Annotated in this window: 28 protein-coding genes, 2 tRNA genes and 3 pseudogenes; 20 read left to right on the forward strand and 13 right to left on the reverse strand. The window is 72.7% G+C overall.

What is annotated here, in order from left to right; translation table 11 throughout:
• The first annotated feature begins 340 nt into the window (after positions 1-340).
• A complete protein-coding gene (locus ACFYOH_RS18735) occupies positions 341-1,204 on the forward strand; it encodes a hypothetical protein (protein WP_388626842.1) in 864 nt (287 codons plus the stop codon).
• Here the strand turns inward: ACFYOH_RS18735 and ACFYOH_RS18740 are convergent.
• A tRNA-Pro gene (locus tag ACFYOH_RS18740) sits at positions 1,170-1,243 on the reverse strand. The two genes, ACFYOH_RS18735 and ACFYOH_RS18740, sit on opposite strands and share 35 nt — an antisense overlap.
• Positions 1,244-1,348: 105 nt before the next feature.
• Between ACFYOH_RS18740 and ACFYOH_RS18745 the strand changes: the two genes are divergently transcribed.
• From ACFYOH_RS18745 to ACFYOH_RS18755, 3 genes are all read left to right on the forward strand, one after another.
• Positions 1,349-1,855 (forward strand): DUF309 domain-containing protein, encoded by a 507-nt coding sequence (locus tag ACFYOH_RS18745; RefSeq protein ID WP_388626843.1) that lies wholly within the window; start codon positions 1,349-1,351, stop codon positions 1,853-1,855.
• Between the two features lie 72 nt (positions 1,856-1,927).
• Positions 1,928-2,701: a precorrin-6A synthase (deacetylating) gene (gene cobF / locus ACFYOH_RS18750; protein WP_388626845.1), complete on the forward strand. Its 774-nt coding sequence runs from the start codon at positions 1,928-1,930 to the stop codon at positions 2,699-2,701.
• 84 nt (positions 2,702-2,785) lie between these two features.
• Positions 2,786-3,280, forward strand: coding sequence for a hypothetical protein (locus ACFYOH_RS18755; RefSeq protein ID WP_388626847.1), 495 nt, complete (start codon positions 2,786-2,788; stop codon positions 3,278-3,280).
• Here ACFYOH_RS18755 and ACFYOH_RS18760 read toward each other — a convergent pair.
• The gene (locus ACFYOH_RS18760; protein WP_388626849.1) at positions 3,267-4,013 is read right to left on the reverse strand and encodes a cobalt-precorrin-6A reductase; all 747 of its coding nucleotides are present in this window, start codon (positions 4,011-4,013) and stop codon (positions 3,267-3,269) included. The genes ACFYOH_RS18755 and ACFYOH_RS18760 overlap by 14 nt on opposite strands.
• 71 nt (positions 4,014-4,084) lie before the next feature.
• Here ACFYOH_RS18760 and ACFYOH_RS18765 point away from each other — a divergent pair, with 71 nt between their 5' ends.
• Positions 4,085-4,864, forward strand: a complete 780-nt coding sequence (locus ACFYOH_RS18765; protein WP_388627194.1) for an HAD-IIA family hydrolase — start codon at positions 4,085-4,087, stop codon at positions 4,862-4,864.
• Here the strand turns inward: ACFYOH_RS18765 and ACFYOH_RS18770 are convergent.
• From ACFYOH_RS18770 to ACFYOH_RS18780, 3 genes and pseudogenes are all read right to left on the reverse strand, one after another.
• Positions 4,853-5,626, reverse strand: coding sequence for a sulfite exporter TauE/SafE family protein (locus ACFYOH_RS18770; RefSeq protein ID WP_388626850.1), 774 nt, complete (start codon positions 5,624-5,626; stop codon positions 4,853-4,855). The two genes, ACFYOH_RS18765 and ACFYOH_RS18770, sit on opposite strands and share 12 nt — an antisense overlap.
• Positions 5,627-5,782: 156 nt before the next feature.
• Positions 5,783-6,389: pseudogene (locus tag ACFYOH_RS18775) on the reverse strand (AMP-binding protein); the annotation flags it as partial.
• Positions 6,390-6,458: 69 nt separating this feature from the next.
• Entirely contained in the window at positions 6,459-7,646 is a 1,188-nt protein-coding gene (locus ACFYOH_RS18780) for a thiolase family protein (RefSeq protein WP_388626852.1), read from the reverse strand.
• Between the two features lie 154 nt (positions 7,647-7,800).
• Here ACFYOH_RS18780 and ACFYOH_RS18785 point away from each other — a divergent pair, with 154 nt between their 5' ends.
• The 5 genes and pseudogenes from ACFYOH_RS18785 to ACFYOH_RS18805 all read left to right on the forward strand — a co-directional run bounded on the left by ACFYOH_RS18785 (position 7,801) and on the right by ACFYOH_RS18805 (position 11,079).
• The gene (locus ACFYOH_RS18785) at positions 7,801-8,610 is read left to right on the forward strand and encodes an alpha/beta hydrolase (protein ID WP_388626854.1); all 810 of its coding nucleotides are present in this window, start codon (positions 7,801-7,803) and stop codon (positions 8,608-8,610) included.
• Positions 8,611-8,694: 84 nt separating this feature from the next.
• Positions 8,695-9,187 (forward strand): annotated as a pseudogene (locus ACFYOH_RS18790) (Dps family protein).
• A gap of 30 nt (positions 9,188-9,217) precedes the next feature.
• Entirely contained in the window at positions 9,218-9,562 is a 345-nt protein-coding gene (locus ACFYOH_RS18795) for a DUF3140 domain-containing protein (RefSeq protein WP_388626856.1), read from the forward strand.
• Positions 9,563-9,564: 2 nt separating this feature from the next.
• Entirely contained in the window at positions 9,565-10,212 is a 648-nt protein-coding gene (locus ACFYOH_RS18800) for an endonuclease (RefSeq protein WP_388626857.1), read from the forward strand.
• 63 nt (positions 10,213-10,275) lie between these two features.
• A complete protein-coding gene (locus tag ACFYOH_RS18805; RefSeq protein ID WP_388626858.1) occupies positions 10,276-11,079 on the forward strand; it encodes an SAM-dependent methyltransferase in 804 nt (267 codons plus the stop codon).
• Positions 11,080-11,106: 27 nt separating this feature from the next.
• On the opposite strand, the gene ACFYOH_RS18810 is transcribed toward ACFYOH_RS18805, so the two are convergent.
• Entirely contained in the window at positions 11,107-11,967 is an 861-nt protein-coding gene (locus ACFYOH_RS18810; RefSeq protein WP_388626859.1) for a Cof-type HAD-IIB family hydrolase, read from the reverse strand.
• Positions 11,968-12,161: 194 nt separating this feature from the next.
• Here ACFYOH_RS18810 and ACFYOH_RS18815 point away from each other — a divergent pair, with 194 nt between their 5' ends.
• The 8 genes from ACFYOH_RS18815 to ACFYOH_RS18850 all read left to right on the forward strand — a co-directional run bounded on the left by ACFYOH_RS18815 (position 12,162) and on the right by ACFYOH_RS18850 (position 19,855).
• Positions 12,162-12,974: an SAM-dependent methyltransferase gene (locus tag ACFYOH_RS18815; protein WP_388627196.1), complete on the forward strand. Its 813-nt coding sequence runs from the start codon at positions 12,162-12,164 to the stop codon at positions 12,972-12,974.
• Positions 12,975-13,067: 93 nt separating this feature from the next.
• The gene (locus tag ACFYOH_RS18820) at positions 13,068-14,471 is read left to right on the forward strand and encodes a glutamine synthetase (RefSeq protein WP_388626861.1); all 1,404 of its coding nucleotides are present in this window, start codon (positions 13,068-13,070) and stop codon (positions 14,469-14,471) included.
• Positions 14,472-14,473: 2 nt separating this feature from the next.
• Positions 14,474-15,649, forward strand: coding sequence for an amidohydrolase family protein (locus ACFYOH_RS18825; protein WP_388626863.1), 1,176 nt, complete (start codon positions 14,474-14,476; stop codon positions 15,647-15,649).
• 16 nt (positions 15,650-15,665) lie between these two features.
• On the forward strand, positions 15,666-16,193 hold the full coding sequence (locus ACFYOH_RS18830) for an NUDIX hydrolase family protein (RefSeq protein ID WP_388627198.1): 528 nt from the start codon (positions 15,666-15,668) through the stop codon (positions 16,191-16,193).
• 182 nt (positions 16,194-16,375) lie between these two features.
• Positions 16,376-17,170, forward strand: a complete 795-nt coding sequence (locus ACFYOH_RS18835; RefSeq protein ID WP_388626865.1) for a hypothetical protein — start codon at positions 16,376-16,378, stop codon at positions 17,168-17,170.
• 158 nt (positions 17,171-17,328) lie between these two features.
• On the forward strand, positions 17,329-18,366 hold the full coding sequence (locus tag ACFYOH_RS18840; RefSeq protein ID WP_388626867.1) for a GAF domain-containing protein: 1,038 nt from the start codon (positions 17,329-17,331) through the stop codon (positions 18,364-18,366).
• 7 nt (positions 18,367-18,373) lie between these two features.
• Complete coding sequence (locus ACFYOH_RS18845) at positions 18,374-18,688, forward strand: SpoIIE family protein phosphatase (RefSeq protein WP_388627200.1); 315 nt, start codon at positions 18,374-18,376, stop codon at positions 18,686-18,688.
• A gap of 102 nt (positions 18,689-18,790) precedes the next feature.
• Positions 18,791-19,855 carry an MASE1 domain-containing protein gene (locus ACFYOH_RS18850; RefSeq protein ID WP_388626869.1) on the forward strand — a complete coding sequence of 355 codons (1,065 nt, stop codon included), beginning with the start codon at positions 18,791-18,793 and terminating at the stop codon, positions 19,853-19,855.
• A 28-nt stretch (positions 19,856-19,883) separates the two neighbouring features.
• Here the strand turns inward: ACFYOH_RS18850 and ACFYOH_RS18855 are convergent.
• Positions 19,884-19,960: transfer RNA gene (locus ACFYOH_RS18855), tRNA-Pro, on the reverse strand.
• A gap of 125 nt (positions 19,961-20,085) precedes the next feature.
• Between ACFYOH_RS18855 and ACFYOH_RS18860 the strand changes: the two genes are divergently transcribed.
• Positions 20,086-20,793 (forward strand): transketolase, encoded by a 708-nt coding sequence (locus ACFYOH_RS18860; RefSeq protein ID WP_388626870.1) that lies wholly within the window; start codon positions 20,086-20,088, stop codon positions 20,791-20,793.
• Positions 20,794-20,821: 28 nt separating this feature from the next.
• Positions 20,822-21,736, forward strand: a complete 915-nt coding sequence (locus ACFYOH_RS18865) for a transketolase family protein (RefSeq protein WP_388626871.1) — start codon at positions 20,822-20,824, stop codon at positions 21,734-21,736.
• 65 nt (positions 21,737-21,801) lie between these two features.
• Here the strand turns inward: ACFYOH_RS18865 and ACFYOH_RS18870 are convergent.
• The 6 genes and pseudogenes from ACFYOH_RS18870 to ACFYOH_RS18895 form a co-directional block, all read right to left on the reverse strand.
• Positions 21,802-22,242: pseudogene (locus tag ACFYOH_RS18870) on the reverse strand (MFS transporter); the annotation flags it as partial.
• Positions 22,243-22,352: 110 nt separating this feature from the next.
• Positions 22,353-22,712, reverse strand: a complete 360-nt coding sequence (locus tag ACFYOH_RS18875; protein WP_388626872.1) for an MmcQ/YjbR family DNA-binding protein — start codon at positions 22,710-22,712, stop codon at positions 22,353-22,355.
• A 30-nt stretch (positions 22,713-22,742) separates the two neighbouring features.
• Entirely contained in the window at positions 22,743-23,273 is a 531-nt protein-coding gene (locus tag ACFYOH_RS18880) for a GNAT family N-acetyltransferase (protein ID WP_388626874.1), read from the reverse strand.
• On the reverse strand, positions 23,270-23,854 hold the full coding sequence (locus ACFYOH_RS18885; RefSeq protein WP_388626875.1) for a helix-turn-helix domain-containing protein: 585 nt from the start codon (positions 23,852-23,854) through the stop codon (positions 23,270-23,272). The genes ACFYOH_RS18880 and ACFYOH_RS18885 overlap by 4 nt, the downstream gene beginning before the upstream one ends.
• A gap of 154 nt (positions 23,855-24,008) precedes the next feature.
• Positions 24,009-24,911, reverse strand: coding sequence for a LysR family transcriptional regulator (locus tag ACFYOH_RS18890; protein ID WP_388626876.1), 903 nt, complete (start codon positions 24,909-24,911; stop codon positions 24,009-24,011).
• A gap of 31 nt (positions 24,912-24,942) precedes the next feature.
• Positions 24,943-26,136, reverse strand: coding sequence for a glycine C-acetyltransferase (locus ACFYOH_RS18895; RefSeq protein WP_388626877.1), 1,194 nt, complete (start codon positions 26,134-26,136; stop codon positions 24,943-24,945).
• Positions 26,137-26,139 lie beyond the last annotated feature (3 nt).

The raw sequence follows: 26,139 nt of genomic DNA on the forward strand, positions 1-26,139 counted from the left end.
TTCGTGACGGTCTGTCGGGCAGGACGGGCCGGGAAGCGTGACAGGCGCGGTCTCCCAGATCATGGAGTTCTCTACGCCCGTGATCCGAGTGGAAGACCGTGCCTGCCTGCGCATCATCGCCGAGAACGCCCGCTCTTGAGCAGCTCCGCGGGGCAGCGCCGGTGCTGCCCGGCGAGGCCCCGGGCCTGCTGGAACGTCTCGCCGAGGTGCCGGACCCACGTGATCCGCGCGGGGTGCGCCACCGCTGGCCGTCGTCCTCGCCCTGGCCGCGTGCGCGGTCCTGGCCGGGGCCACCTCCCTGCCGGCGGTAGGCGAGTGGATCACCGACGCGCCCGCCCACGTGCTCGCCGAGGTCGGCGTCCCCGATCCGGTGCTCCCCGCCCGGCAACGGCCCTCCGAGTCCGGGTGCGGCGACTGCCGGCCCGGATCGACGGCGACGCCCTCGCCGCGGCGGTCGGGCGCCGGCTCGCGGACCGCTGCCCCCATACGGCCGGGTCGCGCGCGCTGGCCGTGGACGGCAAGAGCCTGCGGGGCGCCGCGAAGGCCGGCGGGCGGAAGATCCACCTGCTCGCCGCCCTGGACCACGCCACCGGCCTGGTCCTGGCCCAGCTCGACGTCGGCGACAACCAGCGAGATCACCCGCTTCCAGCCGCTGCTGGACACCGTCGCCGACCTCGCCGGGGTCGCGGTGACCGCCGCCGCCCTGCACACCCAGCGCGAGCACGCCGCCTACCGGCTGGGACGCCAGGCCCACTACATCGTCATCGTCAAGGGCAACATGAAGAAGCTCCGCAGGCAGCTCAAGACCCCTCCCTGGAAGGACATCCCACTCCAGGGCCGGGTCCGGGGCACAGGCCACGGCCGCGCGGAGATCCGCCGGATCAAGGTGGCCACCGTGAACAACCTGCCGTTCCCCGGGGACGGCATCCCCTGGATCCTCGACAACGCCGACCGCGAAGAACTCGGCACACCCGCCTGCCGCGCCCGCCGCCCCGGACGCCCACGTCCCCGCCCCCACCGGCCGCGCCCCCTACCCGAACCCGCCCACCGACGACCCCACCGCGGACTGGCCGATGTGGCCCGGCGACCACCATGCGACCACCAGCTGACCCGGCAACAGAAAGAGCCGGCACCTGGTCTCCCAAGTACCGGCCCAACCGACTTCACAGTCGGGACGACAGGATTTGAACCTGCGACCCCTTGACCCCCAGTCAAGTGCGCTACCAAGCTGCGCCACGTCCCGTTGCGCTCACTCGCGGTGACCCGCGTGATCGCGCGAACAGAACTTTACCCCACCTTCGGGGGTGGGCCGAAGAGGGCCCGGGGAGAGCCGGGGACAATCGGTCGTATGACGAACATGGGTGCATCGGATGCCAGGGACCGGGACCCGGAGGGGAGGGCACGCAGCGCGCGGCCCCGGGACGGGCTCGGCCGGCCGCTGCCCTACGGCACCGAGGGGGTTCCCCGGCAGCCGGAGGGTGTCGTGCGGCGGCCGCAGGAGACGGTCACCGAGGCGCAGGCGCTGCTGGACACCGGGAAGCCGTTCCATGCGCACGAGGTGTTCGAGGACGCCTGGAAGTCGGGGCCCGAGGAGGAGCGCGCGCTGTGGCGGGGGCTCGCCCAGCTGGCGGTGGGCCTCACTCACGCGGCGCGTGGGAACGCCGTCGGCGGGGCACGGCTGCTGCGGAGGGGCGCGGGGGCGCTTGCGGACTGGGAGACGGAGCAGGGCGAGGACCGGCCGTACGGGATCGATCTCGCCGGGCTCACCCGGTGGGCGCGCGAGCTGGCGGCGCGGGTGGAGAGCGGGGGCGGACCCGTGGACGCGGAGGGCGAGGCGCCCCGGCTCCGTTCCTGACGGAACCGGTGCCGTCGCAGGGTGTGTGGACGCGGTGCACCCGCTGTCAGTGGCATGCGGCAGACTCGGGGCGTGCGAAAGATTCATGTCATCGGTATCGGCGCGGGCGACCCCGACCAGCTGACCCTGCAGGCGGTCAAGGCGCTGCGGAGCACGGACGTGTTCTTCGTGCTCGACAAGGGCGAGGTGAAGAGCGATCTGACCCAGCTCCGCCGGGACATGCTGGAAGCGCATCTGCCCGCGGGCTCTTACCGGGTGGTGGAGGCCCGTGACCCGGAGCGGGACCGGAAGGCGGGTGGGTCGGCGTACTCGCCGGCGGTGGAGGACTGGCGCAGCGCCCGCGCCGGGATCTACGCGCGCCTGATCGCCGAGGAGCTGGGCGAGGACGGCACCGGCGCCTTCCTGGTGTGGGGCGATCCGGCGTTGTACGACAGCACGCTCGGGATTCTGCAGGAGGTGCTGGAGCGCGGCGCGGTCGCGTTCGAGTACGACGTCATACCCGGCATCAGCAGTGTCTCCGCGCTGGTCGCCCGGCATCGCACGGGCCTGAACCGGGTGGCCCGGCCGGTGCAGATCACCACCGGGCGGCGGCTGGCCGAGGGCTTCCCCGAGGGCGTGGACGACGTGGTCGTGATGCTGGACGCGCACCAGGCCTTCCGGGAGTACGCCGGGGAGGACATCGACATCTACTGGGGGGCCTACATCGGCACCCCGGACGAGCTCCTCGTCTCCGGCCCGATCGCCGAGGCCGGTCCGCGCATCGAGCGGGTGCGGGCCGAGGCACGCGAGCGCAAGGGCTGGATCATGGACACGTATCTGCTGCGCAGAAACCCCGGGGATCAGTAGCGGCGCCGGCCCCGGGCCGGGGAAACGGTCGTATGAAGCCGAAAACCGGGTGAGCAGGGCACCGGGCTTGGTCATACTCGGGCCATGTCCGGCTCTCCCGTCCGTTTCCGCGATCCACGCAGCACGGAGTACGACTTCCTGGACTCGATCCTGGTCCACTGCCCGCGCTGTGACCGCGTCGCCCGCGTCGAGCGGCAACCGCACCCCGAAGCACGGCCGCTGTTCGCGCCCCGGCGTCTGGTCTGCCGCTCCTGCGGTCTGTCCCGGACGTGGGAGGGCCGGGGCATCGGCCCGTGGGCGGGCTCGGGGGGACCCGCCGAGGACCCCTACTTCCGCACCCGTCTGTGGCTCCAGCGGGAAACCCGGCACGGCCGGCTGTGGGCGTACGACCTGCGGCACCTCGACCTGATCCGCCGCTGTGCCGCCGCCGATCTGCGCGAGCGCGCTCCTTGGTACGACACCGGGCAGAAGATGACCCTGGTCGCCAGGCTGCCGGTGTGGATCAAGTCCGCCAAGAACCGGGACGAGGTGCTGCGCACCGTCGACCGGATCCGGAAGTCGGTCCTCACTCAGGGCTGATCCCGAGCCACTCCCGTACGCCCGCCACGCCGGACACCGCCGTCACGCCCTGCGCGAGCGGGGGGCGCCGTACGACGACGACGGGCAGGCCGAGTTCACGCGCCGCCGTCAGTTTCGCGGCCGTGGCCTCGCCGCCGCTGTCCTTGGTCACCAGCACCTCGATGCGATGGGCGCGCAGCAGCTCCGTCTCGTCGGCGACGGTGAACGGGCCGCGGGCGAGGACCAGTTCGGTGTCCGGCGGCATGGGCGGCTCGGGCGGGTCGACCGACCGTACGACGAAGTGCAGATCCGTCAGGTGGGCGAACACGGCGAGGCCCAGGCGTCCGGTGCTGAGGAACACCCGGCGGCCGAGGCCGGGCAGCGCCTCGGCGGCGCCGGCCAGGGACGGGACGTCGTACCAGCGGTCGCCGGGGCCCGGTCGCCAGCCGGGGCGGCGCAGGACGACCAGGGGAACTCCCGTGGCCGCCGCCGCGTGCGCCGCGTTGGCCGTGATCGCCTCGGCGAAGGGATGGGTGGCGTCGACCAGGGCGTCCACGTGCTGCGTGCGCAGCCAGTCGGCCAGGCCCTGCGCACCGCCGAAGCCGCCGATCCGTACCTCGCCCGCCACCGCTCCCGGCCGCGCGACCCGGCCGGCCAGGGACGTCGTCACCCGGATCCCGGGCCGTGCGGCGAGATCGGCGGCGAGTCGGCGGGCCTCGGTGGTGCCGCCGAGGATCAGGACGTGCGCGGGCATAGGGGTGAGGGTACGAGGTGGTACGGGACGGTCCGCGGGGCGGGTCGCTACGGTCTTGGGTCATGGAGGTCATGGATTCCGTGCGTGGCGTGCTGATCGATATCGACGGTGTTCTCACCGTCTCCTGGAAGCCGCTGCCGGGCGCGGTGGAGGCGCTGCGCGCGATCCGCGCGGCGGGGCTCGGCGTGGCGCTGGTGACCAACACGACGTCCCGGACCCGGGCGTCGATCGCCGAGACGCTGAGCGGGGCCGGTTTCGAGGTGCGCGCCGAGGACGTCCTCACCGCGCCCGCGGTCACCGCCGCACACCTCGCCGAGCACTTCCCGGGCGCCCGCTGCGCGCTGCTCAACAGCGGGGACATCGCGGAGGACCTGGGCGATGTCACCCTGGTGGACGACGATCCCGAGGTGGTCGTGTTCGGCGGTGCCGGGCCGGAGCTGGACTACGCCTCGCTCAACCGGGTGTTCGGGTTCCTCCAGCGGGGTGCGCGGCTGGTCGCCATGCACCGGAACCTGTACTGGCGGACCGACGCCGGGCTGCAGCTGGACTCCGGTGCCTTTCTGCTCGGGCTGGAGCAGGCCGCGCGTACAGAGGCGGAGGTGACGGGCAAGCCGTCCCGGGCGTTCTTCGAGGCGGCGCTGGCCCGGCTGGGGGTGGACGCCGGGCAGGCGCTGATGGTGGGCGACGACGTGGAGTCGGACGTGCTCGCGGCGCAACGGGCGGGGCTCACCGGGGTGCTGGTGCGCACGGGGAAGTTCCAGCAGGAGACGCTGGAGGGGGCGAGCGGCACACCGGACCGGGTGCTGGACTCCTTCGCGGACCTCCCGGCTCTGCTGGGGCTAGCGCAGTAGCAGTTGCACCCCGCCCACGATTGTCGCCGCGATCACGAGCTGTTCGAAGAGCCGCTGGTTGATCCTGCTCACAGCCCACTTGCCGAACAGCGCACCGGGGACGACGAACACGGCGAGTGCCGCGTCGAGGAGCAGCGAACGGCCGTCGATCAGGCCCAGGCCCGCGCTGAACGGCACCTTCGAGACATTCACGATGAGGAAGAAGAACGCCGAGGTACCCAGGAAGCCCAGCTTCCGGAACCCGGCGGACAGCAGGTACATCGACATCACCGGGCCGCCCGCGTTGGCGACCATCGTGGTGAACCCGCCGAGCACGCCGTACGAGCGGGCCTTCGCGCGGCCGGCGCGCGAGGTGACCTGCTCCGGTGCCGCCCCGCCGTCCGCCGTGCGCCGCCGCCACACCGTCACCCCCGCCATCAGCAGCAGGATCGCGCCGATCGAGATCCGTACGATCCCGTCGTCGGCCCACATCAGGAACAGCGTGCCGACCACCACCCCGGCTGCGACGGCCGGGAACAGCCGCCACAGGGTGGGCCAGTGGGCGTGCCGCCGGTAGGTGAGCACGGCGAGGACGTCACCGGCGATCAGTACGGGCAGCAGGACGCCGGTGGAGGCGCGGGCGGGCAGGACCGCGGCGAAGACGGCGAGGCTGACCGTGTTGGCCCCGCTCACCGCGGTCTTGGAGAAGCCGACGAGGAGGGCCGCGAAGGCGAGCGCCGCGAACCCCCAGCCGGATATGTGCCAGAGCGTCATCGTGTTCATGCGGGGGCCGATGCTATGTCCTGACAAGCCTCCGGCGTAAGGACCGTCTCGCCTGGTGGCCCCTGCCGCGACCGCTTCAGCCGCTATGACCCGTTCGTGCCGCCCGCTATGACCGTTCCGCGTACTGCGCCCGCAGCTCCCGCTCGAGCACCTTCAGATGTCGTCGGCACGGATGTCGTTGGCGTCGAAGGCGATGGGGGCCCCTCGGCTCGAGCGAAGCCGAGAGCTGGGGGAGGTCGCGTTCATCACGAGGTTGAAGTGGCTGAGCACAGCGCCCTTCGACACTCCGGTCGTCCCGCTCGTGTAGAAGATCACCGCCGGGTGGCACGGGTGACGTACGACGGCAGGGGCTCGGCGTCGGCGGCGAGCTTGTCGAACTCCTCGCCCGGGACGACCACTTCGACGCCGGTGGCCTCGGCGGCGGCCCGGCCGGTCGCCGCCTGGGCCGGGTGCACGAGCAGCAGCGTCGCCCCGCTGTCCCGGAGCACGTGCTCGACCTCGCCGGCCGACAGCAGCAGGTGCACGGGGACGACCACCCCGCCCGGCGCGGCGATCGCGTAGTAGGCGACCGGGAACTCGGCGGTGTTCGGGGCCATCAACGCCACCCGGTCGCCCGGCCGTACCCGAGCCCGGTGAGCGCGCCCGCCCGGGCCGGGGACCTGTGCCACACCTGGGCGAAGGACAGCCGCAGCTCGCCTTCGACGAGCGCCGTCTTCTCGGGGCGACGCCGGGCGTTCTCGGCGAGGACGGCGGCGACGGACAGGGTTGCCTGGAGTGCTGCTCCGTTTCCTTGCTGCGGCTCGACTGACCGGCCCCCCCGGCAGGAAAGGCGCTAGTGCCGCTCGACCAGCACCGCGCTCCCCTGCCCCACGCCCACGCACATGGTCGCGAGCCCCCGCGCGGCGCCGGTGCGGCGCATGCGGTGCAGGAGCGTCGTCAGGATGCGGGCGCCCGAGCAGCCGAGGGGATGGCCGAGGGCGATGGCTCCGCCGGTGGGGTTGACCAGGTCGGGGTCGATGCCCAGTTGGTCGACGCAGGCGAGCGCCTGGGCGGCGAACGCCTCGTTGAACTCGGCCTCCTGGAGATCGGCGATGTCCCAGCCGGCCCGGGCCAGGACCTTGCGGGTGGCGGGGACCGGGCCGATGCCCATCACGTCGGGGTGGACGCCTGCGGAGGCACCCGCGACATAGCGACCGAGGGACTCCAGGCCCAGCTCGTTCAGTGCCTCCTCGCTGACCAGGAGCAGCCCGGCCGCGCCGTCGTTCATCGGCGAGGCGTTGCCCGCGGTGACCGTGCCGCCCTCGCGGAAGACCGGCTTCAGCCTGGACAGCTTATCCAGCGAGGTGTCCTCGCGGACGCACTCGTCCTGCTCGACCGTGATGCCGTCCGGCCGCTCCACGGACAGGAGTTCGTCGTCGAAGTGCCCGTTCTTGCGGGCGGCGGCGGCGAGTTGGTGGCTGCGCAGGGCGAACTCGTCCTGGCGGGCGCGGGAGACGCCGTACCGCTCGGCGACCTCCTCGGCGGTCTCGCCCATGGACAGCAGGCCGTGCAGGTCCTTCATCGCGGGGTTGACCAGGCGCCAGCCGAGCCGGGTGTCGTAGGTCTCGATGCGCTGCGGCAGCGCCTCGTCGGGCCGGGGCAGCACGAAGGGGGCGCGGCTCATGGACTCGGAGCCGCCCGCGATCACGATGTCGGCCTCGCCGGCGGCGATCGTGCGGGCGGCGGCGGTGACCGCTTCGAGGCCGGAGGCGCACAGCCGGTTGACGGTGGCGCCGGGCACCGACTCGGGCAGTCCGGCGAGCAGGGCGGCCATGCGGGCGACGTTGCGGTTGTCCTCGCCGGCCTGGTTGGCCGCGCCCCAGTAGACGTCGTCGATCCGGGCCGGTTCGAGGGCGGGCACCTCGGCCACAAGGTGGCGGATCACGGTCGCCGCCAGGTCGTCGGGCCGGACGGAGGACAGGGCTCCACGCAGCTTGCCGATGGGGGTGCGGCGGGCGGCCGCGAAGTGGACGGGACGCACGGCTTCGACTCCTGACCTACGACCGATCGACGGCGCTGTCGATCGGCGGACCACTCGGGACACTTAATTAGCACTGCTAGTTTTGGACTATAGACCTCCGACCGGCCCGCTGGGAAGATCCCCCCGGAGCTTCACCGACACACCCGGAGGAGACATGCACCACGTCCGCGAACACACCCTCGACGGCGCCCACGGCCCGGTCGCCGTACGCGAGTGGCCGCACCCGGCACCCCGGTACCTGGCCCTGGTGGTGCACGGATACGGCGAGCACGCGGGCCGGTACGACGAGCTCGCGGCCGTGCTCACCGGGCATGGGGCGGCCGTGTACGGGCCCGATCACGTCGGCCACGGCAGGTCGGCCGGGGAGCGGGTGCTGATCGAGGACTTCGAGGACGTGGTCACCGATGTGCACGCGGTGGCGGACCTCGCCCGGGGCGCGCACCCTGGCCTGCCGCTCGTCCTGGTCGGCCACTCCATGGGCGGGCTGATCGCGGCCCGCTACGCCCAGCGGTACGGCACCGAACTGAGCGTGCTGATCCTGTCCGGGCCGGTGATCGGCGCCTGGGAGCTGCCCGGGCGGCTGCTGGCCCTGCCGGAGATCCCGGACACCCCGGTGAGCCCGGCCGCGCTCTCCCGGGACCCGGCCGTCGGCGCCGAGTACGCGGCCGATCCGCTGGTGTGGCACGGGCCCATGAAGCGACCGACGCTCGAGGCGTTCGCGCGCACCCTGGAGACCGTCGACCGGGGCGGTGACATCGGCCCGCTGCCGCTGCTGTGGCTGCACGGGGACGACGACCGGCTGGTGCCGCTGCCCGGCAGCCGGATCGGCGTGGAGCGGCTGGCCGGCTCCGGGCTGACCGAGCGGGTCTTCGCCGGGGCGCGGCACGAGGTGTTCCACGAGACCGACAAGAAGGCGGTCTTCGCCGAGGTGATCCGCTTCCTGGACCGGTCACTGCCCCGCTGATCAGGCTGTTTGCTCCCCCGAGCGCTGGGCACCCGCCGTTTCGGACACGACCGAACGCAAGCGACGAAAGGGGACGGACGCACCATGGCGGTGATGAAGAGCACGCTGCCCGAGGAGGCGCTCGGCGTCACCGGGACCGCCCTGCAGAACACCCTGGTGGACCTGCTCGGACTCTCCCTGATCGGGAAGGAGGCGCACTGGAACATCGTGGGCCCGCGGTTCCGGTCGATCCATCTCCAGCTCGACGAGGTGGTGGCGACGGCCCGCGCCCACTCCGACACGGTCGCCGAGCGCGCCGCCGCACTGGGCGTGCCCCCGGAACGGCCGGCCCGAGACCGTCGCCGCGACCTTCGCACTGCCCGGCACCAAGGACGGCCGGCTGCGCGACACCGAGGTCGTGGAGCTGATGGTGTCGGCGCTCGAAGCGGCCGTCGGCCGGCTCCGTGAGCGGATCGCCGCCACGGCGGAGCCCGACCCGGTCACCCAGGACCTGCTGATCTCCGTCACCGCCGACCTGGAGAAGCAGCGCTGGATGTTCGAGGCCGAGAACCATCCGCGCGAGCCCGCCTCCAGCTAGCCCGACACCTCCGGACGGAAGGGGAGACCCATGGCCGACTCCCTCGAAATCGAAGCGCTGTGGGAGGACTTCCACCGCGTGGTGAACATGACCTCGGCGGAGCTCGCGGCCTGGCTGCGGGTCCGGGACGCCGACGAGGCGACCGAGCCACTGCCCGATGAGGCGGGCACGGAGACCGGACAGCATGTCCTCGCTATCCTCCAGAAGCGCCGTACCGACCTCACCGACGACGACGTCCGCGTGATGCACAAGGTCGTCGACACGGTCGGAGACCTGGTGGACATGGCGGACGAGCCGGAGCCCGAAAGGGCGCCGGAGGACACCCGCCGCCGGCACCAGCTGATGACACTGGGCCACGATCCGCTCAAGCCGTAGCCATGAACCGCGACGAGAGGGTCCTGCACGAACTGCTGTCGGAATACGGGCGGACCTACGCCGAGGAAGCGGGCATCGAGCTGAAGGACACACCGCAGCCGCTGTACCGGCTGCTGGTGCTGGCCCTGCTGCTCAGCGCCCGGATCCGCGCCTCCGTCGCGGTGGCCGCCGCGCAGGCCCTGCACGAGGACCACCTGGACAGCCCGCGCCGCATGGCCGACGCGGACTGGCAGCAGCGGGTGGACACGCTCGGCCGCGGCGGCTACCGGCGCTACGACGAGCGCACCGCCACCCAACTGGGCGACGGCGCCGCGCTGTTGCTGGACCGCTGGTCCGGCGACCTGCGCCGGCTGCACGCGGAGGCGCACGGCGACACCGGGGAACTCAAGCGGCTGCTCCAGGAGGAGCCGGGGGTCGGTCCGGCCGGTGCCGACATCTTCCTGCGCGAGGCCCAGCGCGTATGGCCGGAAGTGGCGCCCTATCTGGACGACAAGGCACTCTCCGGGGCACAGCGGCTCGGCCTGCCGAAGGACCCGGACAAGCTCACCGAGCTCGGGGGGAAGACCGAACCGGCCGTGCTGGCCGCCGCGTTGGTGCGGGCCGCACTCGACAAGGAGGTGGCCGAAGACTGTCTGCGCCGCGCATCATGATCGTGTCAGACTGCTGCTCGCATTCGATCGGGAGTGCATTCGGCGGGCGTGAAGGAGCAGCACGTGACGGGGACCGAGCCGGCGGCCGCACAGCACATCGACACCACACGGCCGCATCCGGCGCGGGTGTACGACTGGTTCCTCGGCGGCAAGGACAACTACCCCGTCGACGAGCGGCTCGGCCGGCAGATCGCTGCGGTGGACGGCGGCGGCGCACCCCGGGCCGCGCGCGCCAACCGCGCGTTCATGCAGCGGGCCACGCGCGCGCTCGCCGAGGCCGGCATCCGCCAGTTCCTGGACATCGGCACCGGCATACCGACCGAGCCGAACCTGCACCAGATCGCCCAGTCGGTGGCGCCCGACGCCCGCGTGGTCTACGTCGACAACGACCCGATCGTGCTGGCCCACGCGGGCGCGCTGCTGCGCGGCACCCCCGAGGGCGTGACGGAGTATGTGCAGGCCGACGCCCGCGATCCGCGCGCCATCCTCGAACAGGCCGCCCACCTCCTGGACTTCGGCCGTCCGGTGGCCCTGTCCCTGATCGCGCTGCTGCACTTCGTCGCCGACGAGGACGGCGCGCACGAGGTGGTGTCGACGCTGGTCGAGGCGCTGGCACCGGGCAGTTGCCTGGTGGTGTCGATGATGACGGCCGACTTCGAGCCGGAGAACGTCGGGAAGGGCATCGCCGCGTACGCCGCCGGCGGGGTGACCCTGATCGCGCGTTCCCGGGACGAGGTGGCCGCCTTCTTCGAGGGACTCGACCTGCTGGAACCGGGTGTCGTCCCGGTCGACGGCTGGCGGCACGCGCAAGCACCGGACGGCGCGGGCCCGGTCTCCCTGTACGGCGGAGTCGGCATCGTCCGCTGACCGGCACCGCCCGGGTCGCGCACACCGCTACACGGTGATCCCGAGCACATGGGCGATGGTGCGCAGCACGCCGTTGTCGTTGTTGGACGGGGCGAGGTGGCGGGCCCTGCGGACGACCTCGGGGTGGGCGCCCGCCATGGCGAAGGACCACTCGGCGGCGTCGAGCATCTCCAGGTCGTTGAGGTAGTCGCCGAAGACCATGGTCTGCGCCGGTGTGATGCCGAGCGCCCGCTGCAGGCCGCGCAGCGCGGTGCCCTTGTCCGCGGTGCGGTTCATGACGTCCACCCAGTGCTCGCCGGAGACCACGACCTGGTGGCCGGCGGCGAACTCGGCGAGCGCCGGGGCGGTGGTGTGCTCGGCGGATCCGAAGTCGAACAGCGCGACCTTGATCACGTCGTCCTCGACGGCGGTGACGTCCTCGACGATCCGGTGCACGGCGTAGTACTTGCGGACCTCCGCCAGGAACGCCTCGTCGGTCCGCTCGACGTAGGCCGACCGCTTGCCGCACACCACGGCGCCGACGTCCTCGCCGTCCGCGACCAGCCGTCGTACCGTACGGGCCACCCCGGCGGCGACGGACTTCTGCATCGTGTCGGAGCTCAGCTCCACGCCGTCGCGGACCACATACGTGCCGTTCTCCGCGATGAACACCATCCCCTCGGCGACCGATGCGAACTGCCGGGCCAGCGTGGCGTACTGGCGGCCGCTCGCCGGGCTGAACAGCACACCGCGCCGGCGCAGCTCGGCGAGCATCGGCCACAGCCCGTCGGGGATCCGCTTGGCGTCGTCCAGCAGCGTGCCGTCCATGTCGGTGACGATCAGCCGGATGTCGGCGCGGCCGGCGGGCGGGCCGGGGTGGTCCAGGAGGGGCGTGGGCGTGGCGGGCATGTCCTGCTTCCGGTCGGGGACGGCGTACCGGTCCAGTCTTCCTCATGGGCCGAAACGTCCCGGAGCCGGTCCCCGATGCACCGAAACGTCCCGGACCCGCCCCGAACCGCCCACGGTGCGCGTTTCCCGGGACAGCGCGATCACCGGGCGGCACAATGACGGCGGAGAACCGAGAACCGGAGAAGGGCGGCGACGTGACCGAGGGCCACTCCCCGACGGCCGGACCGGAGAGGCTGAACACCTCCGTGGCGCACAACGCCCGGGTGTGGAACTACTGGATCGGCGGCAAGGACAACTACGAGGTCGACCAGCGGGTCGGTGAGCACGTCGCCGGGATGTTCCCGGTGATCCGGGCCGTGGCCCGCGCGGACCGGGCGTTCCTGGCCCGGGCGGTGCGGTTCGTGACCGCCGAGCGCGGGATGCGGCAGTTCCTGGACATCGGCACCGGCCTGCCGACCGTCGAGAACACCCATGAGATCGCGCAGCGGATCGCCCCCGAGTCCCGGATCGTGTACGTCGACAACGACCCGATCGTGCTCGTGCACGCCCGCTCGCTGCTCACCAGCTCCCCCGAGGGCGTCACCGACTACATCGACGCCGATGTGCACGACCCTGAAGGCATCCTGCAGCGCGCCGCCGAGACCCTGGACCTGACCCGGCCGGTCGCGCTGATGATGCTGGGCATCCTGAACTTCGTCCTGGACACCGGCCAGGCGCGGGACATCGTGCGGCGGCTCCTGGCGGCGCTGCCCTCGGGCAGCCACCTCGTCCTCACCCACCCGACGTACGACGCCGACGTGGGCGGCGAGGGCAACCGGGCCGCGATGGAGTTCTGGAACGCCAACGCCACCCCGCCGATCACCGCCCGCAGCCGCGAGGAGATCGCCGGTTTCCTCGACGGCCTGGAGCTGGTCGAGCCGGGTCTGGTGCCCTGCTCGCAGTGGCGCGCCGGGGCGGAATCCGCCGCCGCGGTGCCGCAGTTCGGCGCCGTGGCCGTGAAACCCTGAGGCCGGCACGGGCAGGTGGACCGGCGCCGGCACGGACGGACCGGCGCCGAGGACCACGTATGGCCGAGGACGACATATGGCCGAGGAGGACGTATGACCACGCTTGCCGACCCCGTGCCCGGCGGGCGCCCGGAGGATCTGCGCCGGGTCGCGGGGCTCACGGCCGACCTCGCCGCGCGGGGCGTACGCGGGATCGTGCTGGCCTATGTGGACACCGCGGGCGTCTGCCGGGTGAAGACGGTCCCGACGGCGCGGCTGGAAGCGGCCGTGTCCTGGGGTGTCGGCATGTCGCCGGTGTTCGACACCTTTCTGGCCGACGACTCGATCGTCACCACCGACGTCCTCGGCTCCCCGGACGGTGACCTGCGGCTGTATCCGGATCTGGACCGGCTGGTGGAGCTGGCCGGGCAGCCCGGCTGGGCGTGGGCGCCGGTGGACCGGATCACCCAGGAGGGAGAGCGGCACCCCGGCTGTGCCCGAACCTTTCTGCGCCGGATCGTCGCCGACGCCGCCGAGCGGCACGGCCTCGCCTTCAAGGCGGCGATCGAGGTCGAGTGGGCGGTCGGGCTCGGCTCGGCACCGCCCGGGGAGTTCGTGTCGGCGGTGTCCGGCCCGGCGTACGGCGCGATCCGGCAGGTCGAGCTGAGCGACTACACCGCCGATCTGCTGGCCGCGTTCGACGCCCAGGGCGTGCCCGTCGACCAGCTGCATCCCGAGTACGCCGCCGGGCAGTTCGAGGTCTCGGCGGGCGCGCTGGACCCGGTGGCGGCGGCCGACCGCAGCGTGCTGGTCCGGCAGACCATCCGGGCGGTCGCGCAGCGGCATGCCCTGAGGGTGTCGTTCTCGCCCGCGGTGTCCGCCGAGGGCGTCGGCAACGGCGGCCATGTCCACGTCTCCTGCTGGCGCGAGGGCGTGAACCTGCACGCGGGCGGGGAGCGCCGTCACGGCATGACGCCCGAGGCGGAGTCCTTCGCGGCCGGGATCCTGGCCCGCCTGCCCGCGCTGACGGCGGTCACCGCGCCGAGCCCCGCCAGCTATCTGCGGCTCAGACCCTCCCAGTGGGCGGGCGTGTTCACCGCCTGGGGCCGGGAGACCCGTGAGGCCGCGCTGCGGGTGATCACCGGCTCGGCGGGCCGCCGGGAGCAGGAGGCGAACCTGGAGGTGAAACCGGTCGACCTGGCCGCCAACCCCTATCTCGCCCTCGGCTGTGTCATCGCCGCCGGCCTGGACGGGATCGACTCGTCCCTGGCCCTCCCGGAGGAGATCACCGGCGACCCGGCCCGTTACGGCCCGGACGAGGCGGCGGCTCTCGGGGTACGGCGGCTGCCGCAGTCGCTGCCGGAGGCCGTCGAGCGGTTCCGGGCCGACCAGGTGCTGCGGGCCGCGCTGGGCCCGGTCCTCGCGGACGCGGTGACCGCCGTACGGCTCGGGGAGGCGGCGGCCGTCGAGGACCTGGACGAAGCGCGAGTGGCGGCGGCCTACCGCTGGGTGTACTGACCATGGCGACGCAGGGACCGGTCCACGAGGCCCTCGCCGAGCTGGAGCTGGTGGACCACCACTGCCACGGCGCCGTGACGGCCGGCCTCGCGCCCGGGGAATTCGCCTCGCTGCTGACCGAGGGCGCGGCCTGGCCCGGCGTCTCGCCGTTCGACACACCGGCCGGCGTGGCCGTACGCCGCCACTGCGCGCCCCTGCTGGACCTGCCCCGGCACGCGCCGCCGGCCGACTATGCGGCCCGCCGCGCGGAACTGGGCCCGCAGGAGGTCAACCGCCGCTTCCTGCGCGCCGCGGGAGCCGGGGTGTTCCTCGTGGACACCGGCTACGCCCCGCACCCGCTCACCTCACCGGCCGAGCTGGCGGAGACGTCCGGCGCCGCCGCGTTCGAGGTCGTACGCCTGGAGCAGGTGGCGGAGGCGGTGGCGGCGGGGGGCGTCGAGCCGGGCGAGTACGCGACCCGCTTCCGTGCCGCCGCCGAGGACGCCGTACGCCGGCCGGGCGTGGTGGCGGTGAAGTCGGTGGCCGCCTACCGCACCGGCTTCGCCCTGGACCCGGCGCGCCCGGCGGACGCCGAGGTGACCGGGGCCGCCCGGCGCTGGCTCGAGAACGGGGGCCGGCTCACCGATCCGGTCCTGGTGCGGCATCTGCTGTGGACCGCCGTCGACCTCGGCCTGCCGCTGCAGCTGCACACCGGCTTCGGCGACGCCGACCTGCGGCTGCACCACGCCGACCCGGCCCTGCTGACCGACTGGCTGCGGCTCACGTCCGGCACGGTCCCGGTGCTGCTGCTGCACTGCTGGCCGTACCACCGCCAGGCCGCCTATCTGGCCGCGGTGTTCGAGCAGGTGTACCTGGACGTGGGCCTGGCCCTGCACCACACGGGCCCGGCCCGCTGCCGGGCGGTCCTGGAGGAGGCCCTGGAGATCACCCCGTTCCGCAAACTGCTGTACAGCTCCGACGCCTACGGGGTGGCCGAATTCCACCACCTCGGCGCCCTGTGTTTCCGGCAGGGGCTCGCCGATCTGCTGCAAGCCCGTGTCGACGCCGACGAGTTGAGTCTGCCCGACGCCCTGCGGATCGCGGCCTGGACCGGCCGCGACAACGCCCTGCGCCTGTACGGACCGCCCGTATCCGACCCGGCCCGCGATCCCAGCGGGCGCCCCACCCGGAAAGTATGATCAAGCAATGTCTGACATGACCGAGACGACGCCCGGCTGGCTGTCCACGGACGAGCTGGAAATGGCCAGGGCCCGGATGCCGATCCTCTACGTCGAGGCCGTGCCCGTGCGCGTGGACGACAGCGGCGAAGTGACCAGCATCGGACTGCTGCTGCGGATCGGCCCGGACGGGACGGTCAGCCGGACCCTGGTCTCCGGCCGCGTCCTGCACCACGAGCGGGTCCGCGACGCCCTGCTGCGCCACCTGGAGAAGGACCTGGGCCCGGTGGCCCTGCCCCGGGTCCCCGCCTCCCTGCAGCCCTTCACGGTCGCGGAGTACTTCCCGACCGCGGGCATCACGCCGTACCACGACCCACGCCAGCACGCGGTGTCCCTCGCCTACATCGTCCCGGTCAGCGGCGACTGCCGCCCCCGGCAGGACGCGCTGGACCTGGTCTGGTTCAGCCCGCAGGAGGCCGTCTCCCCGGCGGTGCAGAGCGAGATGCCGGGCGGGCACGGGGTGCTGCTGAAGCAGGCGCTCGCCCACGTGGGGCTGGCCTTGTGACGCCCCCGGCCGCCTGACCTGCCTGTCTATCAGGCGGTCAGGCCGCCGGCCAGGGGCTTCCCCGACGCGTTCAGGTTGCGTTCAGGCTCGCGGCGGCGCGTGGCAACAGCAGCACCAGAAGCCTCAAAACAATGGCAAAGGCATCTGGGGCAACGTCAGTTGGGCGTGCGAAAGTGCAGGCCATGAGCACAGAGCAGGTCCTGGACGACCGCCCCCGCGGGCACGTACGCGCGCGCATACGTGAGAGCGCGAACAAGGTGCCGGAGGTCACCGTCTACTTCTGGATCATCAAGGTCCTCACCACCGGCATGGGCGAGACCGCCTCCGACTTCCTGGCCCACACGCTGGGCAACATCCCCGCGGTCGGCCTCGGCGGCCTTGCGTTCGTCGCCTCGCTCGTGCTCCAGTTCGCCGTCCGCCGGTACGTGGCCTGGATCTACTGGACGGCGATCGTCATGGTCAGCGTGTTCGGCACGATGGCCGCGGATGCGCTCCACGTCGTCGTCGGCATCCCGTACACCCTGTCCACCCCGCTGTTCATGATCGCCCTGGCCGCCGTCTTCGCCCTCTGGTACGCGTCCGAGCGCACCCTGTCCATCCACACCATCCGCACCCGGCGCCGCGAGACCTTCTACTGGGCGGCCGTCCTCGCGACGTTCGCGCTGGGCACCGCGGCGGGCGACCTCACCGCGACCATCGGCCTCGGCTACCTGGGCTCGGTCGTGCTGTTCGCCGTGGCGATCTGCGTCCCGGCCCTCGCCCACCGCGCCCGCGTGCTCGGCGCGGTGACCGCGTTCTGGACGGCGTACGTCATCACACGCCCGCTCGGCGCCTCCATCGCCGACTGGATGGCCCTGCCCGGCAAGCGCGGCGGCCTGGACTGGGGACTCGGCCCGGTGACGCTGTCCTGGACGGTGGCCATTCTCGCGCTGGTCGGCTACCTCGCCGTGTCACGTCAGGACGTCCAGAACGCCTGAACCCGCCCGGCACGGTGAAGGGCCTCGCTCGGCAGCGCCGGCGAGGCCCTTCCCCTGCGGTGCGGGCCGCCGTCACACCCCGCGATCAGGGCGCCGATGCCACAATCGAAGGTGATGCCGCCGTCCCGCACGGACCAGGGTCGTGTCAGCAGGCCGGAATGGCGGGAGAGAAGGCAGGGAGACGGACCGGCGAGCCGTATGTCCCCGACCTGCACATGCGTCTGCGGTCCGAGCTGGGCCGGATCGACGAGCAGTTGCGTGCCCTGCTGTCCTCCATGGACCGGCTGCAGGGCCTGCTGGACGCGGTGATGGCCATCAGCCGTGAGGTGGAGCTGCCCGCGGTGCTGCATCGCATCGTGACGACCGCGACGGAGCTGGTCGGCGCCCGCTACGGCGCCCTGGGCGTGCTCGACGAGTCCGGAGAACGCCTGGGGCAGTTCATCTCGGCCGGTGTGACCGAGCGGCAACGCGAGGCGCTGGCCGAGGCCGGACTGCCTCGTGGTCTGGGCGTCCTCGGGCACCTGATCCGATACCCCGACCCCTTGCGGATCGACGACATCCAGGCCCATCCCTCCTCCGCCGGATTCCCGGCCGGCCACCCGCACATGCGCACCCTGCTCGGCGTCGCCATCAGCGTGCGCGGCGAGATCTACGGCGACCTCTACCTCTCCGAGCGAACCGACGGACAGCCCTTCGACATGCACGACGAGCGCGTCGTCGTGGCCCTGGCCAGTGCGGCAGGCATCGCGATCGAGAACGTCCGCCTGTTCGAACGGATTCGTCTCGGGGCCGAGCAGTTCCAGCGGCTTCTGCTGCCGACCCTGCCCGGCCTGCGGCCGTTCGCCGCCGCCGCCATCTACCGGCCCGCCGCCGAGCCCAGTCAGCTCGGCGGGGACTGGTACGACGCCATCCCCCTGCCCGACCACGTCGTGGCGGTCGTGATCGGCGACGTGGTCGGCCACGATCTGCAGGCCGCGGCCGCCATGGCCGCCACCCGGAACATGCTGCGCGCTCTCGTGTTCGAGCAGAGCAGTCCCGCCCGGCGCGGTCCTCGCCCAGCTCGACCGGACCCTGGAGATGATCACGAACAACCGCGTCACGACCACGACCCTGGCCCGCATCCAACCGGAGGGATCCGGCTGGTGACTGAACTGGAGCACCGCAGGTCACGTTCCGCCGCTGGTGGTCACCCGTGAGCGCCGAGTGACCTATCTGCTCGCCGAGCCCGGACTGCCCCTCGGTGTCGACACCGAGCAGCCCCGCCCGGACCACACCCGCCTCCTGCCCCCGGAGGCCACCGTCGTCTTCTACACCGACGGGCTGCGTCGTCTTCTACACCGACGGGCTGATCGAGCATCCCGGCCACTCCATCGACGAGAGTCTGAGCGAACTGGCGGGTCTCGCCTCGGTTCATGCCGACCTCCCCCTGCCGGAGTTCGTCCGGACACTGGCCGATCACCACCCAGCGACGGTCACGACGACATGGCCATCCTCGCCTTGCGCACCCCGCCCGCCTGACCTCGCGGGTCACCGCACCCGTCACCGCTTCGGGGCCGGTCGGCCCGTGTGGAGGATCCGGGGGATCCGACGGACGATGGGTTCGGACGAGTGTTCGGGGCGATGTCGGAGCGGAGGTCGCCCAATGGCTGTCGCGCGGCATCCGGGGCTCCGGACCAGTGGTCCGGAGCCCCGGAGATATGTGTCATCGCCGCGCTGTACTACGGCTCGGCCAGGCTGGGGCTGCTCCAGCAGCTGGTGCGCGGCCAGGTCATCCCGCTGTGGCCGCCGAGCGGTATCGCGGTGGCGAGCCTGCTCCTGCGCGGCCCACGGGTCTGGCCCGGTATCGCACTCGGCGCTTTCCTGGTCAACATCTCGCTCGGGCCGTCGCTCCCGGCCGTGCTCGCCATCGCGGCGGGGAACACCCTCGCGCCCGTCTGCTCCTATCTGCTGCTCCGCCGTACGGGCTTCCGTGCGGAGCTGGACCGTCTGCGGGACGCGCTCGCGCTGATCTTTCTCGGTGCGTTCACCGGGATGCTGGTCAGCGCCACGACGGGCAGCGGGACCCTGGCCCTCGCCGGGGTGCTGCGCCCCGGCGACTTCTGGCCGACGTGGTCGGTCTGGTGGACCGGCGGCGCGATGGGCGTTCTGGTGGTCACGCCGGTCCTGCTCGTCCTCCGCTCGGCACACCGGCCGAGGAACGCACGGACGTCCCGGTGGGCGGAGGCGCTGCTGCTCGTGGCGACCACGGGCGTGGTGGGATTCCTCGTGACCGGTCACACGCCCCTGCTGTTCCTCGGGTTCCCGCTGCTGATCTGGGCGGCCTTCCGCTTCCAGCTGGCCGGGGCCGCGCCCTGCGCGCTGGCCGTGTCGACCTTCGCCATCATCGCCGGTGCCGAGAGATCGGGCCCGTTCGCCGGGCACGACCTGCTCACCAAGATGATCACCCTGCAGGCCTTCAACGGTTCCGCCGCGCTGACGGCGCTGCTGCTCGCGGCGGTCGTCAGCGAGCGCAGCCAGAACCAGCGGGAGATCGCGTGGGCCGTCGGGCAGCTCGCCGCGCTGGCGGCCAGGATCGCCGCCGGCGACCACCGCCCCGCCCTCCCCCACGCGGACGAGGAGAAGGCGAACGGCGAGAAGGCGGCCGGAGACGGGCGGACACGACAAAGGCCGTCTCCCCATCTCTGAGGAAACGGCCTCCGACCGGCAGGAAAGCTGGTCGGGACGACAGGATTTGAACCTGCGACCCCTTGACCCCCAGTCAAGTGCGCTACCAAGCTGCGCCACGTCCCGGTGCCGTTTGACCTGGGGTTTCCCCGGTCGAAACGCGCAGGGAAACAATACCGCACTCGGCTCACTGATCGCGCACCGGTTTCCCGGTTGACCTCAAGTTTGGTTGAGGTTGCACGATCGTCGGCATGACGATCACAGCGGACGAAAGCCACGCGCACGGCTACGACGACCTGCCCGGCCTGATGAGTCTGATGACCGGCGACGAGAAGCACGGACCGGCGGCCACCTCCACCCTCGATGTGCTGTGGGTGCTCTACGACCGGGTGCTCCGGGTGACACCGGACCGGCGGGACGATCCCGCCCGCGACCGGTTCCTGCTCAGCAAGGGGCACGGACCCATGGCGTACTACGCGGTGCTGGCCGCGAAGGGCTTCGTGCCGGTGGACTGGCTGCCCGGGTTCGGGGCGTACGACTCCCCGCTCGGGCATCACCCGGACCGGGTGCTGGTGCCGGGCGCCGAGATCGGCAGCGGCTCGCTCGGGCACGGGCTGCCGATCGCGGTGGGCAGCGCGCTGGGACTGCGGGCGCAGGGGCTGCACGACCCGGCGGTCTGGGTGCTGATCGGGGACGCGGAGCTGGACGAGGGCAGCAACCACGAGGCGATCGCCTTCGCCGGGCCGGCCGGCCTGGAGCGGCTGCACACGATCGTGGTCGACAACTCCTCCGCCAGCCACGCCCTGCCCGGCGGGATCGCCGCCCGGTTCGAGGCGGCGGGCTGGTCGGCGGTGACCGTCGACGGGCGCGATCACGAGGCGCTGTACGCCGCGTTCACCGCGCCGCATCCCGGGCGGCCGCATGTGGTCGTGGCCCGCGTCGAGCCGAAGAACGCCTGACTCCCACCCCTTGGAAAGGCAGACCCTGATGGACACCATGCGTGACCGTTTCGCACCCGTCGTCTCCCGGCTGCTGGACGAGGACCCGCACGTCGCGGTGGTCCTCGCCGAAATCGGCAAGGACGGCTTCCGCGAGGCCATGGCCCGACATCCGGACCGGGTCATCAACGTCGGCATCCGCGAGCAGTTGCTGGTCGGGGCGGCGGCAGGGCTGGCGCTCACCGGGCTGCGGCCCGTGGTGCACACCTTCGCCAGCTTCCTCGTGGAGCGGCCGTTCGAGCAGGTCAAGCTGGATCTCGGGCATCAGGACACCGGGGCGGTGCTGGTGAGCGCGGCCGCCTCCTTCGACTGGCCGGCCGGCGGCTACACGCACATGGCGCCGGGCGATGTGGCGCTCCTCGACACGCTGGACGGCTGGACCGTGCACGTGCCCGGGCATCCGGACGAGGCCGAGACACTGCTGCACCACGCGGTCGCCGCGGGCGACGACAAGGTGTACGTGCGGCTGTCCGTGCAGGCCAACCGGCAGGGGCGGCGGATCGACGGCCGGCACTTCGTCACGGTCCGCGAGGGCCGTCGCGGTGTGGTCCTCGCGGTGGGCCCGGTGCTGGACTCGGTCCTCGCCGCCACGGAGGGCCTGGACATGTCGGTCCTGTATGCCACGACCGTACGGCCCTTCGACGCGGCGGGCCTGCGCCGGGCCACGGAGTCGGCCGGCACCGATGTCGTCCTGGTCGAGCCGTATCTCGCGGGCACCTCGACGACCGCGGTGAGCGAAGCGCTCACGGACGTGCCGCACCGGGTCCTGGGCCTCGGCGTGGGCCGCCGCGAGCTGCGCCGCTACGGGACGGTCGAGGAGCATGTGGCCGCGCACGGGCTCGACCCGGCGTCCTTGCGCGACCGGATCGGGCGCTTCCTGGCACCCACCCGCCGGACCGGCTGAGCACCGTGCGCGACTGCGGGTGCGCAGGGGCTGATCGCGCAGTTCCCCGCGACCCTTCGGGGCGCTCAGCGCGCGGGCGCGTCCGCTCGGACCAGGTCGCGTATCGCGGGGACCGCGAGCAGCGCGATGGCCACCGCCAGGCTGGTCGCGGCGGAGATGAGCAGGACGTGTCCGGCGCCGAGGGCATCGGCCGCCGGGCCGGCGAGGGCCTGGCCCACCGGCATCATGGCGAGGGAGCCGGCCACGTCGTAGGCGTGGATGCGGTTGAGGACGTCCGGCGGGGCCTGGGTCTGCACACTGGTCGCCGACATCACGCCCCAGAACGACATCCCGGCGCCCGCCACGGCCGCCCCCGCCGCCATCGCCGGCACACCGAGGCCCGCGCCGACGGCCGCCGGGAAGCCGAAGAAGGCGAACAGGGAGAGCGCGCCGGCGCGGAGCATCCGGCGGGGCCGCAGCCGCAGGGCGAGCAGGCCGCCGACCACCGTGCCCGCGCCGAGGGCGGTGAGTCCGTTCCTGTCATCGCGGATGCTCCCTCCCCGCCGTCTGCTGCGGTGCCGCGCCCGGCTGCGCCGCGCGGGATGATGCCACGCCCGGCGCCCGCGCACGGGGGATTTCACTCCCCGGAAGGCAGCCCCAACTCGGGGTGCTCGTCGAGGAGTCGGGGCGGTGCGGCCTGCCGCCAGGAGTCGGCGAGGACATCGCGCAGCTCGTCCTCGTCCTCCAGCGCGGCGAGTCTCGCTCTGACCCAGGCGAACTGGGCCTCGTGGTCGGCGATCCAGAACTTCTCCGGCTCGGCCAGGACCAGTTCGTCGCGCTCCTCCTTGGGGCAGCGCACGGCGATGGACGTCTCGTCCTCCGGCAGGGTCGCGAACATCTTCCCGGCCACCCGGAACGTGGGCATGCTCCACGCGACCTTCTCCGTGGTGTCCGGCAGGGACAGGGCGATACGGCGTACGTCTTCGGCATCCGGCATGCAACGCACGGTAGCTCCCGGCACTGACAGTCACCCGGCCGGCGGCTCCAGCCGCTTGTAGTACAGGGTCGTCGGACGCAGTTCGCCGCCGGGGCTCTCCGCGTAGTCGGGGATGACACCGGCCCGGGTCCAGCCGGCCGAGCGGTAGAGGCGCTCGGCGGGGCTGCCGGTCTCGGTGTCGAGGTGGAGCAGGGTGATGCCCGTGGCCGCGGCGGCGTCCTCGGCAGTGGCGAGGAGGCGGCGGCCGAGACCCTGCCCGCGCACGCTGCGGTGCACCATCAGCTTCACCAGTTCCGCGCGGTGGCGGCTGTTCGGCTTGTCGGGGTAGGCCAGGCTCACGGTTCCGGCCGGGCGGCCGGTGCCGTCGAGCGCCGCCCAGACGGCGAGCCGGCCCGCCGCCGTCGCCTCGGCCCGCCGCCGCCACCAGGCGGTGGCCTCCTCGTGCGTCAGTGCCGCGAGGAAGCCGACTGAGGCGCCACCGGCCACGGTGTCGGTCAGCAGTTGCGCCAACTCCCCCGCCCGCTCGCATAGTTGTGCGGCGTTCCAGCGCTCCACCCTCATGGCCGCACCACCGCCAGCGCGTACCGCGCCTCGACGGGGCCGGCGCACCGGAACCGGGTGGGGCCGAAGACGCGCATCCGCAGGCAGTCTCCGGGGTCCAGATGGTGGACCTGCTCCCCGTCGGACACCTCCAGGGCGCCGTCGAGCAGCCACAGATGCTGTTCCAGACCGGTCACGGGCGGGCGGTCGTAGGCGATGTCGGTACCCGGTGCGAGCCGGCCCTCGACCAGTTCGCCGCGGAGCCCGGCGTGCGGCGGGGACACGGACCGCCGGACGAATCCGGAGCCGTGGTCCTCCCAGATCGGCTGGTCGGCGGCCCGGACCAGCGGCGCGGGTGCCGCCTCGACCTCGCTGAGCAGCTGGGACATCGTGCGGCCGTAGACATGGCAGAGCCGGTTCAGCACGGCGGCGGTGGGGCTGATCTCCGCGCGTTCGGCGCGTGACAGGGTCGAGCGGCTCACCCCGCTGCGCTCGGCCAGCTCCCCCAGGGACCAGCCGTGGTCGGCGCGCAGCTCGGCGAGGCGGGCGCCGAGCCGGGCGTCGACGGGCTCCGGGCCTGCTGCGACATCGTCCTGTTTCATATCAGAGATGCTATGCCATATATGAGACGAGCTCCGGAGGATGCCGGCCCATCCCCGCATGCCGTCGAACACGCCCTGGGTGTAGAAGGACGGGCCGGGAGGCTCATCGTCACACGCATGGCCTCCCAGACTGCGTGCGGCCGATGCCGGTTCCCTACGCCCGGGCCGCCTCCCGCAGGGCGTCCAGCACCTGGCGGATCAGCGGATGCCCCTCGGCGCCGCGCCGTACGGCGGCGAAGACGCGGCGGGTCGGGGCCACGCCGTCGACGGGGCGTACGACGACGCCGGTGAGGTCCATGCCGTTCAGCGCGGAGCGCGGTACGAGGGCCACGCCCGCGTCGGCCGAGGCCAGGGCGACGACCGCGCGGAAGTCGTCGGAGGAGTGCTCCAGGCGTGGCTGGAAGCCGGCGCTCTCGCAGGCGAGGACGACCACGTCGTGGCAGGGGTTGCCGGGGTACGGGCCGATCCAGGGGTCCTTGGCCAGCTCGGCGAGGGGCACCTCGGCTGCGTCCGCGAGGCGGTGGCCGACGGGTACGACCGCGTCGAACGGCTCTGCGTAGAGCGAGACGTGGGTGAGCCGGGGGTCGTCGGCGGGCGGGGCGCCCCGGTACTCCACGGCCACCGCCACGTCGACCTGCCGGTCCAGGACCATGGGCAGGCTCGCGTCGCCCTCGGCGTCCTGGACGCGGATGCGTATGCCGGGCGCGGTGTGCGCGAGCCGGGCCACGGCCGGGGCCACGACCTGGGCGATGCCGGTCGCGAAGGCGGCCACGGTGACCGTGCCCGCCTCACCCGAGCCGTAGGCGGCCAGCTCCGCCTCGGCCCGCTCCAGCTGGGCGAGGACCGCGTTGGTGTGGCTGAGCAGGATCTCGCCGGCCGGGGTGAGCCGTACGCCCTTGGCGCTGCGCTCGACCAGGCGGTGGCCGGTCTCCTGCTCCAGGGCCGTGAGCTGCTGGGAGACGGCCGAGGGGGTGAGATAGAGCGCGGCGGCCGCCGCGGTGACCGTGCGGTGGTCGGCCACCGCACGGAGGATGTGGAGCCGCCGTGCCTCGATCATGCCGTCAATTATCGCAAGGCGTCCGCCCTGCTCAGGCCGTCAGCTCGGCGCGGGCCGCGACGAAGGCGTCGACCGCGCGGTTGACGTCCTCGGTGGAGTGCGCGGCGGACAGCTGGACGCGGATGCGGGCCTGGCCCTGCGGGACGACCGGGTACGAGAAGCCGATCACGTACACACCGCGCTCCAGCAGCAACTCGGCCATGCGGCCCGCCTTCGCCGCGTCGCCGATCATCACGGGGGCGATGGCGTGCTCGCCGGGGAGGATGTCGAAGCCCTCCTCGGTCATACGGCGGCGGAAGAGGGCGGTGTTCTCGTTCAGCCGGACCCGCAGGTCGTCGGCGGACTCCAGCAGGTCGATGACCTTCAGGGAGGCGGCGGCGATCACCGGGGCCAGGGTGTTGGAGAACAGGTACGGGCGGGAGCGCTGGCGCAGCAGGGCGACGATCTCGGCGCGGGCGGCGACATAGCCGCCGGAGGCGCCGCCGAGGGCCTTGCCGAGGGTGCCGGTGATGATGTCGACGCGGTCCATGACGCCGTGCAGCTCGGGGGTGCCGCGGCCGGTGGGGCCGACAAAGCCGACGGCGTGCGAGTCGTCGACCATGACCATCGCGTCGTAGCGGTCGGCGAGGTCGCAGATCTCGCGGAGCGGGGCCACATAGCCGTCCATGGAGAACACGCCGTCGGTGACGATCAGCCGGCGGCGCGCGTCGGACGCCTCCTTGAGCTTCGCCTCCAGGTCGGCGAGGTCGCGGTTGGCGTAGCGGAAGCGGCGGGCCTTGGACAGGCGGATGCCGTCGATGATGGAGGCGTGGTTGAGGGCGTCGGAGATCACCGCGTCCTCCTCGCCGAGCAGGGTCTCGAAGACGCCGCCGTTGGCGTCGAAGCAGGAGGAGTACAGGATCGTGTCCTCCTGGCCGAGGAACGCGGAGAGCCGGGCCTCCAGCTCCTTGTGCACCTCCTGGGTGCCGCAGATGAAGCGGACCGAGGCCATGCCGTAGCCCCAGCGGTCCAGGGCCTCGTGGGCGGCGGCGATCACCTCGGGGTGGTCGGCGAGGCCGAGGTAGTTGTTGGCGCAGAAGTTGAGGACCTCGCCGGGGCGGCCGCCGGCGGTGACGTTGACGGTCGCGGACTGCGGGGTGCCGATGACCCGCTCGGGCTTGTGCAGGCCGGCGGCGCGGATCTCGTCGAGGGTGGCGCGCAGATCGTCGCGGACGGTGTCGAACATGGG

Source organism: Streptomyces sp. NPDC007856, assembly GCF_042868225.1.
In the GTDB taxonomy this organism is placed as follows: domain Bacteria; phylum Actinomycetota; class Actinomycetes; order Streptomycetales; family Streptomycetaceae; genus Streptomyces.

Coding starts and splice junctions, on each gene's coding strand:
- ACFYOH_RS18745 (WP_388626843.1), top strand. CDS start 1,349: ATGACGAACATGGGTGCATCGGATGCCAGGGACCGGGACCCGGAGGGG.
- ACFYOH_RS18755 (WP_388626847.1), top strand. CDS start 2,786: ATGTCCGGCTCTCCCGTCCGTTTCCGCGATCCACGCAGCACGGAGTAC.
- ACFYOH_RS18760 (WP_388626849.1), bottom strand. CDS start 4,013: ATGCCCGCGCACGTCCTGATCCTCGGCGGCACCACCGAGGCCCGCCGA.
- ACFYOH_RS18765 (WP_388627194.1), top strand. CDS start 4,085: ATGGATTCCGTGCGTGGCGTGCTGATCGATATCGACGGTGTTCTCACC.
- ACFYOH_RS18770 (WP_388626850.1), bottom strand. CDS start 5,626: ATGAACACGATGACGCTCTGGCACATATCCGGCTGGGGGTTCGCGGCG.
- ACFYOH_RS18785 (WP_388626854.1), top strand. CDS start 7,801: ATGCACCACGTCCGCGAACACACCCTCGACGGCGCCCACGGCCCGGTC.
- ACFYOH_RS18795 (WP_388626856.1), top strand. CDS start 9,218: ATGGCCGACTCCCTCGAAATCGAAGCGCTGTGGGAGGACTTCCACCGC.
- ACFYOH_RS18800 (WP_388626857.1), top strand. CDS start 9,565: ATGAACCGCGACGAGAGGGTCCTGCACGAACTGCTGTCGGAATACGGG.
- ACFYOH_RS18810 (WP_388626859.1), bottom strand. CDS start 11,967: ATGCCCGCCACGCCCACGCCCCTCCTGGACCACCCCGGCCCGCCCGCC.
- ACFYOH_RS18820 (WP_388626861.1), top strand. CDS start 13,068: ATGACCACGCTTGCCGACCCCGTGCCCGGCGGGCGCCCGGAGGATCTG.
- ACFYOH_RS18825 (WP_388626863.1), top strand. CDS start 14,474: ATGGCGACGCAGGGACCGGTCCACGAGGCCCTCGCCGAGCTGGAGCTG.
- ACFYOH_RS18830 (WP_388627198.1), top strand. CDS start 15,666: ATGACCGAGACGACGCCCGGCTGGCTGTCCACGGACGAGCTGGAAATG.
- ACFYOH_RS18835 (WP_388626865.1), top strand. CDS start 16,376: ATGAGCACAGAGCAGGTCCTGGACGACCGCCCCCGCGGGCACGTACGC.
- ACFYOH_RS18840 (WP_388626867.1), top strand. CDS start 17,329: ATGGCGGGAGAGAAGGCAGGGAGACGGACCGGCGAGCCGTATGTCCCC.
- ACFYOH_RS18850 (WP_388626869.1), top strand. CDS start 18,791: ATGTCGGAGCGGAGGTCGCCCAATGGCTGTCGCGCGGCATCCGGGGCT.
- ACFYOH_RS18860 (WP_388626870.1), top strand. CDS start 20,086: ATGACGATCACAGCGGACGAAAGCCACGCGCACGGCTACGACGACCTG.
- ACFYOH_RS18865 (WP_388626871.1), top strand. CDS start 20,822: ATGGACACCATGCGTGACCGTTTCGCACCCGTCGTCTCCCGGCTGCTG.
- ACFYOH_RS18875 (WP_388626872.1), bottom strand. CDS start 22,712: ATGCCGGATGCCGAAGACGTACGCCGTATCGCCCTGTCCCTGCCGGAC.
- ACFYOH_RS18880 (WP_388626874.1), bottom strand. CDS start 23,273: ATGAGGGTGGAGCGCTGGAACGCCGCACAACTATGCGAGCGGGCGGGG.
- ACFYOH_RS18885 (WP_388626875.1), bottom strand. CDS start 23,854: ATGAAACAGGACGATGTCGCAGCAGGCCCGGAGCCCGTCGACGCCCGG.
- ACFYOH_RS18890 (WP_388626876.1), bottom strand. CDS start 24,911: ATGATCGAGGCACGGCGGCTCCACATCCTCCGTGCGGTGGCCGACCAC.
- ACFYOH_RS18895 (WP_388626877.1), bottom strand. CDS start 26,136: ATGTTCGACACCGTCCGCGACGATCTGCGCGCCACCCTCGACGAGATC.